We start from the raw sequence: 15,340 nt of genomic DNA on the forward strand, positions 1-15,340 counted from the left end.
TCCGCCGGCCACCCTGGCGGGCGGAACGGGACGGAATCGATCAATAGAAAGTCGCAGGACAGCTCATGGCAGTTCACGGGTCAACGGTGACGTCGTTGCCACACACTTCCACGCCGGACAAGTTGAATCCCACGCCCCCGCCCGAACACAGAACCCGCTCCCGCAGCGACAAGATGAATGCACGCCGGGCCAGGACCGGATGGCTCTTCATCGCACCGTTCGGCTTAGTCTTCGTTGCGTTCCTTCTGGCTCCGCTTGCTTATGCCCTCTACCTCAGCCTGTTCACCAAGGGCCTGGCGACAGGTACGCGGTTCAGCGGTTTGGAAAACTATCTCCACGCTTTCTCGGATCCACAGTTCCTCAAGGGCGTCTGGTTCGTGGTCCGCTTCTCCTTGGTCCTCATCCCGGTCCAAATGGCCGTCTCCCTGGCGGCCGCGCTCGTGCTCGACCACCTCACCACCCGGCTCGCCAGGTTCTCCCGGCTCATGATCTTCCTGCCGTACGCCGTGCCCGCCGTCATCGGAGCCCTGATGTGGGGGTTTCTCTACAGTCCGATATTCGGCCCCCTTCAGCAGCTGTTCTCCCTGTTCCACGCATCGGCGCCCTTCCTGCTCAGTCAGGACAACGTCTTCTATGGCCTGCTGAACGTTGTGACATGGCAGTGGGCCGGCTATTACATGATCATCATTTACGCGGCATTGCAGGGAATTGATCCGACGCTCTATGAGGCCGCCAAGATTGATGGCGCCTCCGAAAGGCAAGTTGCTTTTCGCATCAAGATACCCCTGGTTTCTTCGGCCCTGGTGCTCATTCTTATCTTTGCGCTGATCGGGACGCTGCAGTTTTTCTCCGAGCCGCAAATCCTCGGGCCGGTAGCCAATGGCAGCATCACCCCGGATTTCACCCCGAACATCTATGCGTTCAACCTGGCCTTCGGATACGCCCAGTTCAACTACGCCTCGGCCATATCCTTCTCCCTCGGCATCGTCGTCTTCATCGCGGTGTATATCTTCATGTTCGCCACCCGCAAGAAAGGGAGCAACCTCTCATGAGCGCAGTAACAACAAATCTCCCGGCCGCGACCCGGCTGTCGAGGCCGCGTCGCCGCAACGTGGTGGCTCATGTCTTTCTGGGCGTACTGGTCCTGTATTTCCTGGCTCCCATCTGGTGGCTGTTCGTTGCCAGCACGAAAGACGCCCAAGGACTTTTCGCCGGCTCTTCAGGGGCTATGTGGTTCGACAAGAATTTCAACCTCATCGCGAACATTCAGGACCTTTTCGCCTACAACGGCGGGGAGTACGTGCAGTGGCTGGGCAATTCGCTGCTCTACGCTGTCAGCGGAGGTTTGGGAGCGACGGCAATCTCGGTCCTGGCAGGTTACGGCTTCGCGAAGTACAAGTTCCGGGGCCGGAACCTTACGTTCGCATTACTGCTCGGTGCCGTGATGGTCCCCATGACCGCGCTGGTCATCCCGACATTCATCCTGATGTCGAACCTCAAGCTCACCGATACCGTGTGGGCAGTCATCCTGCCGTCGCTGCTTAGCCCCTTCGGCGTCTACCTGATGCGGGTATACACCGCAGAAGCAGTGCCTGATGAGTTGCTCGACGCGGCCAGAGTGGACGGAGCGGGTGAACTACGCACCTTTTTCCAAGTCTCCTTGCCCTTGCTTCGGCCAGCGCTAGTGACAGTCCTGCTGCTTTCCGTCGTTGGGACCTGGAACAACTACTTCCTCCCCTTGGCCATGTTGTCCACGGAGAGGCTCTATCCGCTCACCGTGGGCATCGGACTCTGGGAGCAGCTGGCTTCGTCCAACAACGGAGGCGGCCACTCGCTTTGGAGCCTGATTGTCGTCGGTTCGTTCATTTCCATCATTCCCCTCGTAGTGGCATTCCTTACGCTGCAAAAGTACTGGCAGGGCGGCCTGTCTCTCGGCAGCCTCAAATAGGCATTCAAAGCACCCCTGTTTCCCGCTCCCTCTCTCTGAAAGCAGACAATGGTTTCCGCACGCCTTACGATCGACCCACAATTCGCAGTGGGCACTGTCAATCCCCGTCTCTTCGGTTCTTTTGTTGAACACCTTGGACGCTGTGTCTACGACGGCATCTACGAACCCGGTCACCCCAGCGCCGACGCCGACGGTTTCCGCACTGATGTGATCGAACTCGTCAAAGAACTCGGGGTCTCAACCATCCGCTACCCAGGCGGCAACTTCGTCTCCGGGTTCCGCTGGGAGGACAGCGTTGGACCCAAGGAACAGCGCCCCCGCCGCCTCGACCTCGCTTGGCACTCCACCGAAACCAACGAGATCGGCATGCACGAGTTCAGCACATGGCTGGAGAAGGTAGGCAGTGAACTCATGCTGGCCGTCAACCTCGGCACCCGAGGCACACTGGAAGCCTTGGACCTGTTGGAGTACTCCAACATCCGCTCCGGGACAGAGCTGTCAGACCGCCGAGCCTCTCACGGCCGAGTGGAGCCGTTCGGCATTAAAATGTGGTGCCTCGGCAATGAAATGGACGGCCCGTGGCAGTTGGGCCATCGCTCCGCTGACGACTACGGCAAAATCGCATCGCAGACCGCCAAGGCAATGCGTCAACTGGATCCTTCCGTTGAACTCGTGGTCTGTGGCTCATCCAGCGCCCACATGCCCACCTTCGGAGAATGGGAGCGCGTAGTGCTTACCCACTCCTACGAGGACGTCGACTACATCTCGTGCCACGCCTACTACGAGGAAAAGAACGGTGACCTGGACTCGTTCCTTGCTTCCGCTACCGACATGGACCATTTCATTGAATCCGTGGTTGCGACGGCTGACCACGTCAAGGCTGTCAACGGAAGCACGAAAAGCATCAACATTTCCTTCGACGAATGGAATGTGTGGTATCTCGAACGGTTCCATGGGGTCGACAAAATCGAAGGACTGGACAACTGGCCCAAGGCGCCACGGCTGCTTGAGGACACGTACTCCGTGGCAGACGCCGTCGTCTTCGGCAACCTGCTGATATCACTGCTCAAGCACGCCGATCGTGTCACCTCCGCCTCCCTGGCGCAGTTGGTCAACGTGATCGCTCCCATCATGACCGAACCCGGGGGCCCGGCGTGGAAGCAGACCACCTTTTTCCCGTTCGCGTTGACATCCAAACTGGCCAAGGGAGCCGCCCTGGATGTGAGGCTGGAAGCGGACACGTACAGCACGGACGCCTATGGCACCGTCCCGCTCATCGACGCCGTCGCGACCTACGACGCGGACTCAGCAACAACCGCCGTCTTCCTGGTCAACCGATCGCAGAGCGAAGAGGCAACGGTCGCCATCGACCTGACGGCGCTCGACGGCATCATCGTTGTTGATGCCCAGACGCTTTCAGACGCGGACGTCTACGCGAAGAACACGCTCCAGGACCAGGACCGCGTGGGCTTGCAGCCGAACAAGAGCGCCGTGGTGCGTAACGGCGTCGTCGAAATCACCCTGCCTCCCGTCTCCTGGACGGCACTGAACCTCGGCTGACCTTGTTGGATTGGTCAAAACCCAAGCGACATCCCGGTCCGAAGACCGGGATGTCGCGCCGCTTTGGAGCCCTGCGGAGTGAACCTCTTTTGGAGACCGCCGCCCGGTGGGACGATTTTGATATGAGCGAAACCGACGACCAAAAGCTCGCGTCCCCGGCTACCGGCCCTTACCTTCACAGGGAAAAAGGCATTCCCTCGGAGGAATACGAACACCCGACTACTCACCAGATGCGCATCATCGGTCAGCGGCGGACCGAGGCGGAAGCCAAGCTAGAGCGGCAACAGCGCGAGGCTCGGAGCAAATTCCACGAATAAAGAGACCGCTTAGGCAGCCGGCGCCGAGTCGCGGTCTTCGCCTGGTGCCCGCCTGGTGATTGGCACCTTCGGACGTTCAGCGGGCCAAGACTTGAGGCGAGGCCAGCCACCCGCTCGTACGTCCAACGCAACGAGCGGAAGCGCGCTGTGGACAATATAGTCGCGCGCGGCCGGGCCCACCATCATCAGATCCTGGCACAGGTCTCCGCGGTGTCCGGGAGCGATGCCGGCCGCCCGAAGGCTGGCCCTAAACGTCCTGGCCCTCACGGGTTCCGAAGCTGTAAGTCCACACCAGCTGATGTACAGACCGTACAGTTCTTCGAAGCTGAGGCCGTCCTCCCCGGAATTCCGGGAGACGCACTCATTGAGGAAATTATCCAGCGGTACTTTCGTCATCGTTGCCCCCTGCGCCTTGGCAGCTTAACTGCTGCGTTTCCATAGCTACAGCTAACAATGTGATCCAAAACAAGGAACCTACCTGAATACACAGAAATTTAAGGGCGTCGGTTGCCCTTGTCAACGGTCGGGTCAGGAGGTCATGTAGTGAAGATGCTCCACTGTGCCTGGTGGACTGAGCCTGGTTCCAGGCGGACCAGGTCCTGGCCGCTGTTGAAGGCGTCGGGCGGGCAGGTCATGGGTTCCACGGCGAGTCCGAGCCGGTTGGGCAGGGGTGCGGGCTTGTCCGCGGTGTGGATTTGCAGCCAGGGGCAGTTCCGGTCCCACGACATGCCCACGCCCGTTCCGGAGGGGTCCCGGACCACCATCCGGGCGGTCCCGCCGTCGTACTTGATGTCCGTGAAGGCGTGGTCGATTTCCGTCGCACCGATGGTGCGCGGTGTGCGGAAGTCGAATTCGTGGCCCGCCACGGGGCGGGTTCCGAGGGGCAGCAGCCGGTCCGTGGTGACGTCCAGGAAGGTTTGGGCGGGGAGTTCGAGGGTCCACTCGTCCAGTGGGGCGAGTCCTGCCAGCAGGTAGGGGTGCGGGCAGACCCCGTAGGGCGCGTTCCCCTCCCCGGTGTTGGTTGCTGTCACGGTGGTGTGGAGCCCGGCGGCGTCCAGCCGGTAGTCCAGCCGCAGGGAGAGCCGGAACGGGTAGCCCGGGCTGTCGCCAAGGTCGCAGCCCAGGCTGAGGGTATCGGTGCTGCGGGCGTGGAGTGTCCAGAGCTGGTCGAACACGAGTCCGTGCAGTGCGGTCCGCCTTGCGGGTTCGTTGAGGGGAAGGTGCCGGACGGCGCCGTCGTGGCGGTAGCTTCCGTCGGCGATCCGGTTGGGCCAGGGGGCGGCGATGATGCCCCGGTAGTCCGGGATGGGTGCGGCGGCGTCGAAGGGGACCACTAGGTCCCGGCCCTGGAAGGTGAGCTGCCGGAGGGCACCGCCCCGTTGGACGATTGAGGCGGTGTAGTCCCCGGCGGCCAGCCGGAATTCCTGGCCGTTCACAGTCCGCCGGCGAGTTTGTAGTAGGCGGCGTTCCAGGCCAGTTCCTTCTTGAACGCCTTGAGGGTGGTCCCGTCGTCGATGGTGAGCAGTTCGGTCCTGGCGATCTCGGCGAAGTCTTCGAACACGTCCATGCCCACCTGGGTGGAGAGGACGGTGTGGTGCGCGGCCCCTGCGGTGAGCCAGGCGGCGGCGGAGGTCGCGAAGTCCGGCTTGGGCGACCAGAGCGCCCGGGCGACGGGGAGGTTGGGCAGCGGTTCGGGGAGGTCGACGACGTCGACGGCGTTGGCCACGAGGCGGAAGCGGTCGCGCATGTCCGAGAGTGCGACGACGACTCCGGGGCCGGCGTCGGTGTCGAAGACCATGCGGACGGGGTCTTCCTTGCCGCCGATGCCCAGCGGGTGGATCTCCACGCGAGGCTTCGTGGCGGTCAGGGAGGGGCAGACTTCGAGCATGTGCGCGCCGAGGATTTTTTCCTGCCCCGGGGTCAGGTGGTAGGTGTAGTCCTCCATGAGCGAGGCGCCGCCGGGGAGCCCGGCGCCCATGACCTTCGCGGCCCGGACCAGGATCGCGGTCTTCCAGTCGCCCTCGGCGCCGAAACCGTAGCCGTCGGCCATGAGCCGCTGCACGGCCATCCCGGGAAGCTGGCGCAGCGCGCCCAGGTCCTCGAACGACGTCGTGAACGCGGCCGAGCCGTTCGCCTCCAGGAAGCTGCGCAGACCGAGTTCGATGCGGGCGCTGTAGCGCAGCGACTCATGCCGGGCGCCGCCGGCGCGCAGTTCGGGTGCGACCTCGTAGAGGCGCTCGTACTCGGCGACGAGGGAGTCGACGTCGGACTCCGGCGCGCCGTGCACGGCGTCGCCGAGTTCGTTCACGGACCAGGTGTTGACCGAGACGCCGAAGCGCAGCTCGGCTTCGGTCTTGTCCCCTTCGGTGACGGCGACGTTGCGCATGTTATCTCCGAAGCGGGTCAGTTTCAGGGTGCGTACGGCGGCCCAGCCCGCCGCGGCGCGCTGCCAGGCACCCACCTGACGCGTGACCTCCGGATTGGTCACATGCCCGACGACGGTCTTGCGCGGCACGCCGAGCCGCGACTGGATGTACCCGAATTCGCGGTCGCCGTGGGCTGCCTGGTTCAGGTTCATGAAGTCGAAGTCGATGTCCGCCCAGGGCAGGGCGACGTTCGCCTGGGTGTGCAGGTGCAGGAGGGGTTTGCGGAGCAGGTCCAGTCCCTGGATCCACATCTTGGCCGGAGAGAAGGTGTGCATCCAGGCGGTCACGCCGATCACGGCGTCGTCCGCGTTCGCCTCCAGCGCGGTGCGCCGGATCGCGTCCGCATCCGTCAGCACCGGCTTCCAGACCAGCTTGACCGGCACAGCGGAGGACGCGTTCAGGGCGGCCGCGATCTCCTGGGACTGGGCGGCGACCTGCTTGAGGACGTCCTCGCCGTAGAGGTGCTGGCTGCCGGTCAGGAACCAGACTTCGTAGTGGTCCAGTGCGGTGTTGTGGGCGATGGAGGTGTTGTGGGCGACGGGCATGGGGTTCTCCGAAAGTTGTGGGTGCCGCCGGTTAGCGGCCGTAGACGTTCTGGTAACGGTCGTAGAGGGACTCGATCCGGGCGGCGTCGATGGGCAGGGGTTCGCCGAGTTGCCGGGAGATGTGGACCGTGCGGGCCACCTCCTCGCACATCACGGCGGCCTTCACCGCGGAGCGGGCATCCTTGCCGATGGTGAACGGGCCGTGGTTCTGCATCAGGACCGCCGGCGAATGGGAGGCCCGGAGCGTGTCCACGATCCCTCGGCCGATCGAATCGTCCCCGATCAGCGCAAACGGGCCCACCGGAATCGTGCCGCCGAATTCGTCCCCCATCATGGTCAGCACGCACGGGATCGGCTCCCCCCGCGCGGCCCACGCCGTCGCGTAGGTGGAGTGCGTGTGGACCACGCCGCCGACGTCGGGCATGTTCCGGTAAACGTACGCGTGCGCGGCAGTGTCCGACGACGGCGACAGTTCCGGGTTGGTCCATTCGACCGTTCCGCCCGCCCCGGTGTTGGTACCCCTGACCGGGGTGCCATACAGGTCCGTGACCACCATGAGCTCCGGAGCCAGCGCATCGTAGGAAACCCCCGACGGTTTGATCACCATCAGGTCGTACCCCGGGACGCGGGCTGAGACATTTCCTGCCGTCCACACGACGAGCTCGTAGCGTGTCAGTTCCGCGTGCAGCGCGCAGACTTCGGCCCGGATCCGGGCAATCGTCTCCAGCAGGGCGCTCATGCGGATGCACCAACGGCAAGGAGCGTTTTGCTGGCGTTCCGTTGGATTTTCTTGAGCCGGTGCATGACCTCGTTCGCTCCCCTGCCGAAGTAATCGTGCAGGGTCCGGTACTCGCGGAACAGTTCCTCGTAGGCGGCGACGTTTTCCGGAACCGGCGTGTAGACGGCTCCGGGTTCGGATCCCATGGCGGCCGCTGCCTCCCGGATGTCCGGGTATTCCCCCGCGGCGACGGCGGCGTGGATGGCAGAACCCAGCGCCGGGCCCTGGGCGGAGCCGATCGTGGAGAGCTGCAGGCCGGTGATGTCGGCGTAGATCTGCATCAGCAGCTTGTTCTTCAACAGTCCCCCGGCGACGATGAATTCCTGCACCGGGACCCCGGAGTCACGGAAAGCATCCACGATGGTGCGGGTGCCGAAGGCCGTGGCCTCCAGGAGCGCCCGGTAGATGTCCTCGGGTTTCGTAGCGAGGGTCTGGCCGACGATCACGCCGGAGAGTTCGTGGTCCACCAGCACGGAGCGGTTCCCCGAGTGCCAGTCCAGGGCGATGAGCCCGTGTTCGCCGATCTGCTGGGTGGAGGCGAGTTCGGTGAGGTATTCGTGGATGCCCAGGCCGGCCGCCTCGGCAGCCGCGTGGTATTCGGGCGGGACGCCGTACCGGGTGAACCAGCCGAAAATATCGCCGACCCCGGACTGGCCGGCCTCGTAACCCCAGAGCCCGTCCACGATCCCGCCGTCGACCACACCGCACATGCCCGGCACCTCGGCCAGGACCTCGGCGTTCATGACGTGGCACGTGGAGGTGCCCATGATCGCAACGAGCTGTCCCGGCTCCACGGCCCGCGCCGCAGGCGCGGTGACGTGCGCGTCCACATTCCCGACCGCGACGGCGATGCCCTCCCGCAGGCCGGTCAAGGCCGCGGCTTCGGCGCTCAGGTAACCGGCGGCGTCGCCCAGACGGCCAATCGAGTGGGCCAGTTTGGTGCTGACGAAGTCCTTGAAGTCCGGGTTCAAGGCGGCGAGGAACTCCTCGGACGGGTAGGCGCCGTCCTGGTAGATGCCCTTGTACCCCGCGGTGCACGCATTCCGCACATAGTTCCCGCACAGCTGCCAGACGATCCAGTCCGCAGCCTCCACCCAGTGGTCCATCGCGGCGTACGCGTCCGGGTCCTCCTCCAGCAGCTGCAGGCCCTTGGCGAACTCCCATTCCGAGGAAATCAGCCCGCCGTAGCGTGGCAGCCACGCCTCGCCCCGGGCTGCGGCCAGGGCGTTGATGCGGTCCGCCTGGCCCTGGGCCGCGTGGTGCCGCCACAGTTTGACGTACGCGTGCGGCCGGTCGGCGAAACCGGCAAGTTCATTGAGCGGGGTGCCGTCTGCCGTGACCGGCACCATGGTGCAGGCCGTGAAGTCGGTGGCGATCCCGACGACGGCGGCCGGATCGATCCCGGCGTCGCGCACCGCGGCGGGAACCGCGTGACGCAGCACCTCCCGGTAGTCCTCCGGCACCTGCAGCGCCCATTCCCCCGGAAGCCGGACAACCGTTCCATCAGGGACATCCGCCAGACCGGCCGGCAGGGCCTCCGTGATGACTGCGTGCGGATAGTCGAACACCCCGCTTCCCAGCTCCTTGCCGTCCCTGACCCGCACCACCACGGCCCGGCCCGAAAGCGTGCCGTAGTCCACGCCGATGACATAGTGTTCGTTGCCGTCCGCTGCGACGCCCATGAAAAATCCTCCAATAACCAGCCCGCAACCTTGCGGACTGAGTCAATTGTGAGCGCTAACAACATGGCGCGTCAAGGTGGGTGCGTCAAGGGCCGCGACAAGTACCGGCCCGCCCACATGAATCGAGAGCCGATCAGGCGGGTGCGGAGGTGCTTCGGCGGATCACCAGCTCGGGCTCCACCACGGTGGTGCCGACGTTGTTCCCGTCCTCGATGCCGCCCAGCATGAGGTCCATGCAGCGCCGCCCGAGTTCCTCGAAATCCTGGCGCACCGTGGTCAGCGGCGGCGTGAAATAGCCCGATTCGGGCTGGTCATCGAAACCCACCACCGACACGTCCCCGGGCACGCGGACGCCGGCCTCGTTGAAGGCGCGCAACAGACCCAAGGCCATCTGGTCATTGCCCACAAAAAGCGCAGTGGCAGTCCTCTCGCCGGCGAGCTTCCTGCCGATGTCATAGCCGCTGCCGGCACTCCAGTCCCCCACCACCAGCAAATCATCCTCAAGACCCGCAACCCGCAGTGCCGCGCTCCACCCCTCGGCCCGGGCCACACCGTCGATCCAGTCCTGCGGGCCCGCCAGGTGCCCGATCCGCCGATGTCCCTGCTCCACCAGGTGCCTCACGGCCAGTTCCGCGCCGCGCTTCTGGTCCACCATCGCACCCCCCACCGTGGCGTTGCCCAGCGATCCCACGGCCACCACGGGAACCCCGGGGTTCACTTCGGCCAGCGCCAGCAGGGTTTCCGAATGCGGCACGATCACCACGATCCCGTCCACGGACTGATCCAGGAAATGCCGGACCGCATCAAGAATCGCCTCCCGGCTGACCGTCCTCAAAGCTGCGATGCTGACGAAATAGCCGGCATCCCTGGCCGCCTGTTCAACGCCCAGCAAAGTGTTCGCCGGGCCGTACTGCGCCAGCTCGCTCGCCAGGACCCCGATGGTCTGGGAACGGCGGGTCACCAGGCTCCGGGCAGCAGTATTGCGCCGGTACCCCAGCTCGGCGATGGCCGCCTCGACGCGCTCCCGCGTGCCCTTGCTCACGTTCGGATGGTCGTTGATCACCCGGGACACCGTCTGGTGCGAGACACCCGCCCGCTCCGCCACATCCTCAAGCCGTGGCAACCGCCCGCTGGTATTCGTCATGGGGCTATTCTGCTCGACGCGGAGGTCAAGCGGCGAACGAGGCCGCACCCCACCCGGCTGAGCTACCGGTCAGTACAAGACCACAGGCGCCGCGGGGATAGACTCGATTCAAGCCCAACAACCACCATTCGAGGAGCCCCATGCGCGCCACCATCATCCACGGCCCCGGCGACATCCGTGTTGAAGACCGTAACTACCCCACGGTCCAGCTGCCCACAGACGTCATTGTCAAAGTCACCGCCTCCTGCGTCTGCGGATCGGACCTGTGGCCGTACCGTGGCGTGAAGCCGACTCACCAGCCTTCGGCCATCGGGCATGAATTCATCGGCACGGTGGAAAGCATCGGAGACGACGTCACCGCCCTGGCGGTCGGCGATTTCGTCATCGCTCCCTTCCTGGTCAGCTGCGGTGCCTGCCCGCAATGCTTGAACGGCGTCACGGTTGCCTGCGATCATTTGGCAGGTTGGGGCGGCAAAGATGACAGCGGGCACGCAATCGACGGCGGCCAGGGCCAGGCCATTCGGGTACCACTCGCCGAGTCCACCCTCGTCAAGGTTCCCGGCGTCACGGAACCTGACGACGCCCTCCGCGCGAGCTTGCTGACGCTCTCAGACGTGATGGCGACCGGCCACCACGCCGCCCTCGCGGCCAAGGTCGGCCCTGGCAGGACCGTCGTCGTCGTCGGCGACGGCGCAGTAGGTCTGTGCGGCGTACTCGCAGCGAAGCGGCTCGGAGCCGAACGAATCATCGCGATGTCCCGGCATGCCGATCGCCAGGCGATTGCCCTTGAGTTCGGGGCCACGGACATCGTCGCCGAGCGTGGCGACGACGGCGTAGCCAAGGTCCGCGAGTTGCTTGGCGGCGTTTTGGCCGACTCCGTGCTGGAGTGCGTCGGGACCAAGGAATCCATGGATCAGGCACTCCACAGCGTCCGCCCGGGCGGCGCCCTCGGCTTTGTTGGTGTCCCGACGGGCGGAGCCGAAGCCCCGCTGCGCTACTTGTTCGACACGAACATTTCGATTGCCGGCGGAATGGCTCCGGCTCGCACGTACATCCCGGAACTGCTCGCGGACGTGCTTGACGGAAAGATCAACCCAGGCCGGGTCTTCGACACCGTAATGGCGCTCGAGGAAGCGCCCGAGGCCTACCGCGCCATGGACGAACGGCGCTCCATCAAGGTCCTGCTCACCCCCTAAGGGCATGCGCTGAAACCGCAGATTCCTGCGGGATGCGTGGACTGTGGCGCGGGCGGGGGAACGGCGAGAGAATCCATATAGGAAGGCTGGCCTGAACCCAAGGAGTGAACAAAATGATCACTGGTGCCGATGCGCGCCCGGTGGTTAAGCACGATGGGTATTTGCCCATCGAGGATCATGGACTTGTCGGCGACGGGTCCACGTGCGCTCTGGTGGGGCGCGACGGGGCAATTACCTGGCTGTGCCTGCCGGAATTCGACGGCCGTGGCCTATCCGCCGAATTGACGCTTCGCGCGGGAGAAACGCTGACCATGGTCCTGCACTGGTCGGGACGGTTCAGGCTCCATCAGCACCCGGAGAGCAAGAAGCTCATTGACCAGACCGTGTATGCCTGGCGCCGGCGGGCATCAAGCCTGGATTGCGAAGGCTCCCAAGCGGAGTTGATGAAGCGGTCGGCCCTGACGCTGAAAATGTGGGATCACTCAGAAACGGGGGCCATCCTCGCGGCCGCTACCTCGTCGCTGCCAGAATGGCCAGGGACGTCGCGGAACTGGGACCCCGAGCGGCGGGCCGCGAACGCCGCCCCCACCGCTCAGAACCAGCTCTAGCAGCGAGGCAACCCGATGCGTGCATGGTGGGTCCGGGAACCAGGCCCGATTCAGTCACAGCCACTTGTTTGGGGCGAGCGGCCCGATCCGCAACCGGGGCCGCGGGAGCTCCTCGTCAGTGTCCGAACGTGTGGTGTCTGCCGCACGGATCTGCATTTGGCCGAAGGCGATCTCGCCCCTCGGAAGCCGAACGTAGTACCCGGCCACGAAGCGGTGGGAATAGTCAGCGAAACCGGCGAAGGGTGTGTGAGGTTCCGGCGCGGTGACAGGGTCGGAGTTGCCTGGCTAGGGGGAACCTGCGGGAGCTGCGCGTATTGCCGCCGTGGCGACGAGAACCTCTGCCTCTCCCCTGCATTCACCGGATGGGACAGGGACGGCGGATATGCCGAACAACTCACGGTGTCCGAGGCTTTCGCTTATGCAATCCCGCAGCAATTTTCGGACGAGCAGGCGGCGCCTCTATTGTGTTCAGGCATCATCGGGTACCGGGCGCTCAAACGGGCCGAGCTTCCGCCAGGTGGCCGGCTGGGCATCTATGGTTTCGGAGGATCTGCCCATCTCACGGCGCAGATGGCGCGCCACCAAGGGGCAAAGGTCTACGTGATGACCCGTTCGGAGCCGGCCCGTGAACTGGCCCGTGAACTGGGCGCGGTGTTCGTGGGCGACGCCTACGATTCTCCGCCGGACCCGCTCGACTCGGCGATACTTTTTGCTCCCGTGGGCGACCTTGTTCCTGTGGCACTCAAGGCGCTGGACCGGGGCGGGACCCTCGCCATTGCAGGCATCCACCTCAGCGACATACCGCCCTTGAACTACGCCGCCGATCTCTTCCATGAGCGGCAGCTCCGGAGTGTTACCGCCAATACCCGTGCAGACGGCGAAGAGTTCTGGTCCCTGGCCGCGGAAATTCCGCTGGCTCCCACCACGACGGCGTATCCGTTAGTGGAAGCCGATCGGGCGTTACGAGACTTGGCTGGCGACCGCATCACCGGCGTTGCTGTCCTGAAAGTCTGAACTGTCTGTCTGCGCAGGCGGCCGACGGGGTACCGCAGCAACAGACGGCGATCGGCGGGTCCGATGACGGCCCGCCGGTCGCTATTTCCGCTGTTCAGCGTTTGAACACGTCAGCGTTCAGCACTTCAGTGCGAAGGGCTGACCATGTGATGCCGGTGTTCCTCGGTGCTGGGCTTGATCGCCATCGCGGTGACGACGAGCGCCACCAGGCCGGTGATCCAGGATGTCCAGGCCGCCCCGGCTTGCATGGAGTAGGAGCCTAGCCACGGAGAAAGGAACAGCAAGGCACCGAAGGCTGCCTGCACCCACTCCATGACCGGCGTTCCGGGCATCGCCAGATTGATGACACCGCTAACGATCAGCAAAGCGCCGAAAACGACCATCAGGGCAGCCGACGAGCCCGCCGCCATGCTCCAGATGACCGACAGGGCAGCATAGAGACCGGCGACAACCGTGACCCAATCCTGCCATCGCGTCCATTTCTTCATTGAACCCACCTCTGTGATGTGGACTGCATCCCGGGGTATCGACATGTACTCCGGTACTGATGTAACAAAATCCGCACACAGCTACTTCCCGACGAACGCGTGTGGCGTTGGTCCGCCGTCGTCGAATCGTGTCGCGCACGAAGCCTTGCTAAGAGCGGACTTCCGGTCTAGAACGTAGTCATAGAGCAACATCGACGAACATGCCCGGCGTCGCCGGCCTGTCCGTCCAGAAAGGACCCCGTGATATCGAGTCGCTGGTCGTAAAGTCGCCAGTCAGCTCGGTGCTGACTTAACGACGTCCGTTGGTGAGAACCGCCGTGGCCTCCGGCGTGGACCTGACTCCGGCGCCAACGCCCAGGTTCCGGCCCGACCCCGCCAGGTCGCCTGCAGTCGAAACCAACAGAAGGAAAGAAATGTTAAACATGAAGGTCCCGGCACGAGGCGCCGGAACCGCCTTCATTGCAACCCTCGCTATCACGGCACTCGCCGCATGCTCGAGCACGGGCACATCGTCCTCGCCGAGCGCCACGAGTTCCGGAGGAACGGTTCCGCAGATCTCTGCGGATGCGTTCACGGCCGACTTCTCGGCTATGAAACAGCTCACCTCGCTCGCTTCACAGGGCAAGGGCATGGTGGGCGTGCTGCTGCCGGACACCACCACCTCCGCGCGGTACGTCACCTTCGATGCCCCGTATTTGAAGAAGGCATTCGAAGCCGCGGGACTCGATTCCTCAAAGTTCAAGATCGACAATGCGCAGGGCAGCGCAAGCACGATGCAGACGCAGGCCGAGGCTGACATCACGGCAGGCGCATCCGTGCTGCTCGTCGACGCGCTCGACTCTGGTTCGGGCGCGGCCATCGAGGCGGCCGCCACCGCGCGCGGCGTTAAGGTGATCGACTATGACCGGCTCGTCAAAGGCGGGGCAAAGGATCGCACCTACGTCAGCTTCGACAACGTTAAGGTTGGTCAGCTGATCGGCCAGGGCGAGATCACGTGCATCGCAGACTGGAAGGTCACCAAACCAAACATCCTTGTCATGGATGGCGATCCGACCGACAACAACGCCAAGCTTTTCGCCGAGGGTTATAACGGGGTACTCAAGCCGCACTTCGACAATGGCGACTACGTCAACGTAGGAGAGCCAGCGGGCACCTGGACACCGTCGGTGGCACAGACGACGTTCGCCCAGCAGTACACCGCCCACCCGAACATCAACGCGGTGGTCACGCCTAACGACGACAACGCCAACGCTGTGATCGCCTACCTGCAGAGCAAGCAGATTCCCGCCAAGACCTTCCCGACGACCGGGCAGGACGCGTCCTTGTCCGGCCTGCAGAACATCCTGAAGGGGTACCAGTGCGGAACGGTGTACAAACCGATCTACTTTGAAGCCCAGGCTGCCGCCGCAGCAGCACTCTACCTGCGGGCAGGGGTGACCGTTCCGTCAACCCTCGTCAACGGCAAGACCACAGACGACACCGCGAAGTCCGACGTCGGATCGGTCCTGCTGACCCCGCTGTGGGTGACCACGAAGAACATGGCGGACACGGTGGTCAAGGACGGTGCTGTGACGAGTTCTTCGCTGTGCATCTCGCAGGTGAAGGACGCGTGCACAGCGGCAGGTATCCAGTAG

The 15,340-nt window shown here is 64.3% G+C and carries 14 protein-coding genes; 8 read left to right on the top strand and 6 right to left on the bottom strand.

Translation table 11 applies throughout. The features are described 5' to 3' along the window. The first annotated feature begins 65 nt into the window (after nt 1-65). The 4 genes from QRN59_RS13260 to QRN59_RS13275 all read left to right on the top strand — a co-directional run bounded on the left by QRN59_RS13260 (nt 66) and on the right by QRN59_RS13275 (nt 3,825). Nucleotides 66-1,052, top strand: coding sequence for a carbohydrate ABC transporter permease (locus tag QRN59_RS13260; RefSeq protein WP_284982968.1), 987 nt, complete (start codon nt 66-68; stop codon nt 1,050-1,052). Then, on the top strand, nt 1,049-1,948 hold the full coding sequence (locus QRN59_RS13265) for a carbohydrate ABC transporter permease (protein WP_284982969.1): 900 nt from the start codon (nt 1,049-1,051) through the stop codon (nt 1,946-1,948). The genes QRN59_RS13260 and QRN59_RS13265 overlap by 4 nt, the downstream gene beginning before the upstream one ends. 48 nt (nt 1,949-1,996) lie before the next feature. Then, on the top strand, nt 1,997-3,508 hold the full coding sequence (gene arfA, locus QRN59_RS13270) for an arabinosylfuranosidase ArfA (protein WP_284982970.1): 1,512 nt from the start codon (nt 1,997-1,999) through the stop codon (nt 3,506-3,508). Between the two features lie 122 nt (nt 3,509-3,630). Then, nucleotides 3,631-3,825 (top strand): hypothetical protein, encoded by a 195-nt coding sequence (locus QRN59_RS13275; RefSeq protein WP_284982971.1) that lies wholly within the window; start codon nt 3,631-3,633, stop codon nt 3,823-3,825. Nucleotides 3,826-4,361: 536 nt separating this feature from the next. Here QRN59_RS13275 and QRN59_RS13280 read toward each other — a convergent pair. The 5 genes from QRN59_RS13280 to QRN59_RS13300 all read right to left on the bottom strand — a co-directional run bounded on the left by QRN59_RS13280 (nt 4,362) and on the right by QRN59_RS13300 (nt 10,400). Continuing rightward, entirely contained in the window at nt 4,362-5,261 is a 900-nt protein-coding gene (locus QRN59_RS13280; protein ID WP_284982972.1) for an aldose 1-epimerase family protein, read from the bottom strand. Further along, nucleotides 5,258-6,796: an L-arabinose isomerase gene (gene araA / locus QRN59_RS13285; protein WP_284982973.1), complete on the bottom strand. Its 1,539-nt coding sequence runs from the start codon at nt 6,794-6,796 to the stop codon at nt 5,258-5,260. Before araA ends, QRN59_RS13280 begins: the two co-directional genes overlap by 4 nt. A 31-nt stretch (nt 6,797-6,827) precedes the next feature. Continuing rightward, nucleotides 6,828-7,535, bottom strand: coding sequence for an L-ribulose-5-phosphate 4-epimerase (locus QRN59_RS13290; RefSeq protein WP_284982974.1), 708 nt, complete (start codon nt 7,533-7,535; stop codon nt 6,828-6,830). Further along, on the bottom strand, nt 7,532-9,256 hold the full coding sequence (gene araB / locus QRN59_RS13295; RefSeq protein ID WP_284982975.1) for a ribulokinase: 1,725 nt from the start codon (nt 9,254-9,256) through the stop codon (nt 7,532-7,534). Before araB ends, QRN59_RS13290 begins: the two co-directional genes overlap by 4 nt. Before the next feature lie 133 nt (nt 9,257-9,389). Continuing rightward, a complete protein-coding gene (locus tag QRN59_RS13300; protein WP_284982976.1) occupies nt 9,390-10,400 on the bottom strand; it encodes a LacI family DNA-binding transcriptional regulator in 1,011 nt (336 codons plus the stop codon). 140 nt (nt 10,401-10,540) lie between these two features. Here QRN59_RS13300 and QRN59_RS13305 point away from each other — a divergent pair, with 140 nt between their 5' ends. The 3 genes from QRN59_RS13305 to QRN59_RS13315 all read left to right on the top strand — a co-directional run bounded on the left by QRN59_RS13305 (nt 10,541) and on the right by QRN59_RS13315 (nt 13,218). Next, nucleotides 10,541-11,596, top strand: a complete 1,056-nt coding sequence (locus tag QRN59_RS13305; protein ID WP_284982977.1) for a zinc-dependent alcohol dehydrogenase family protein — start codon at nt 10,541-10,543, stop codon at nt 11,594-11,596. Between the two features lie 113 nt (nt 11,597-11,709). Further along, on the top strand, nt 11,710-12,204 hold the full coding sequence (locus QRN59_RS13310; protein WP_284982978.1) for a trehalase-like domain-containing protein: 495 nt from the start codon (nt 11,710-11,712) through the stop codon (nt 12,202-12,204). A 15-nt stretch (nt 12,205-12,219) separates the two neighbouring features. Next, complete coding sequence (locus tag QRN59_RS13315; protein WP_284982979.1) at nt 12,220-13,218, top strand: zinc-dependent alcohol dehydrogenase family protein; 999 nt, start codon at nt 12,220-12,222, stop codon at nt 13,216-13,218. 125 nt (nt 13,219-13,343) lie between these two features. On the opposite strand, the gene QRN59_RS13320 is transcribed toward QRN59_RS13315, so the two are convergent. Next, a complete protein-coding gene (locus QRN59_RS13320) occupies nt 13,344-13,706 on the bottom strand; it encodes an SPW repeat protein (protein WP_284982980.1) in 363 nt (120 codons plus the stop codon). A 413-nt stretch (nt 13,707-14,119) separates the two neighbouring features. Here QRN59_RS13320 and QRN59_RS13325 point away from each other — a divergent pair, with 413 nt between their 5' ends. Continuing rightward, nucleotides 14,120-15,340, top strand: a complete 1,221-nt coding sequence (locus QRN59_RS13325) for a sugar ABC transporter substrate-binding protein (RefSeq protein ID WP_284982981.1) — start codon at nt 14,120-14,122, stop codon at nt 15,338-15,340.

This window comes from Arthrobacter sp. efr-133-TYG-118 (assembly GCF_030209755.1).
In the GTDB taxonomy this organism is placed as follows: Bacteria; Actinomycetota; Actinomycetes; order Actinomycetales; family Micrococcaceae; genus Arthrobacter.

Coding starts and splice junctions, on each gene's coding strand:
- QRN59_RS13260 (WP_284982968.1), top strand. CDS start 66: ATGGCAGTTCACGGGTCAACGGTGACGTCGTTGCCACACACTTCCACG.
- QRN59_RS13275 (WP_284982971.1), top strand. CDS start 3,631: ATGAGCGAAACCGACGACCAAAAGCTCGCGTCCCCGGCTACCGGCCCT.
- QRN59_RS13310 (WP_284982978.1), top strand. CDS start 11,710: ATGATCACTGGTGCCGATGCGCGCCCGGTGGTTAAGCACGATGGGTAT.
- QRN59_RS13300 (WP_284982976.1), bottom strand. CDS start 10,400: ATGACGAATACCAGCGGGCGGTTGCCACGGCTTGAGGATGTGGCGGAG.
- araB (WP_284982975.1), bottom strand. CDS start 9,256: ATGGGCGTCGCAGCGGACGGCAACGAACACTATGTCATCGGCGTGGAC.
- QRN59_RS13265 (WP_284982969.1), top strand. CDS start 1,049: ATGAGCGCAGTAACAACAAATCTCCCGGCCGCGACCCGGCTGTCGAGG.
- QRN59_RS13320 (WP_284982980.1), bottom strand. CDS start 13,706: ATGAAGAAATGGACGCGATGGCAGGATTGGGTCACGGTTGTCGCCGGT.
- QRN59_RS13290 (WP_284982974.1), bottom strand. CDS start 7,535: ATGAGCGCCCTGCTGGAGACGATTGCCCGGATCCGGGCCGAAGTCTGC.
- araA (WP_284982973.1), bottom strand. CDS start 6,796: ATGCCCGTCGCCCACAACACCTCCATCGCCCACAACACCGCACTGGAC.
- QRN59_RS13325 (WP_284982981.1), top strand. CDS start 14,120: ATGTTAAACATGAAGGTCCCGGCACGAGGCGCCGGAACCGCCTTCATT.
- QRN59_RS13305 (WP_284982977.1), top strand. CDS start 10,541: ATGCGCGCCACCATCATCCACGGCCCCGGCGACATCCGTGTTGAAGAC.
- arfA (WP_284982970.1), top strand. CDS start 1,997: ATGGTTTCCGCACGCCTTACGATCGACCCACAATTCGCAGTGGGCACT.
- QRN59_RS13315 (WP_284982979.1), top strand. CDS start 12,220: ATGCGTGCATGGTGGGTCCGGGAACCAGGCCCGATTCAGTCACAGCCA.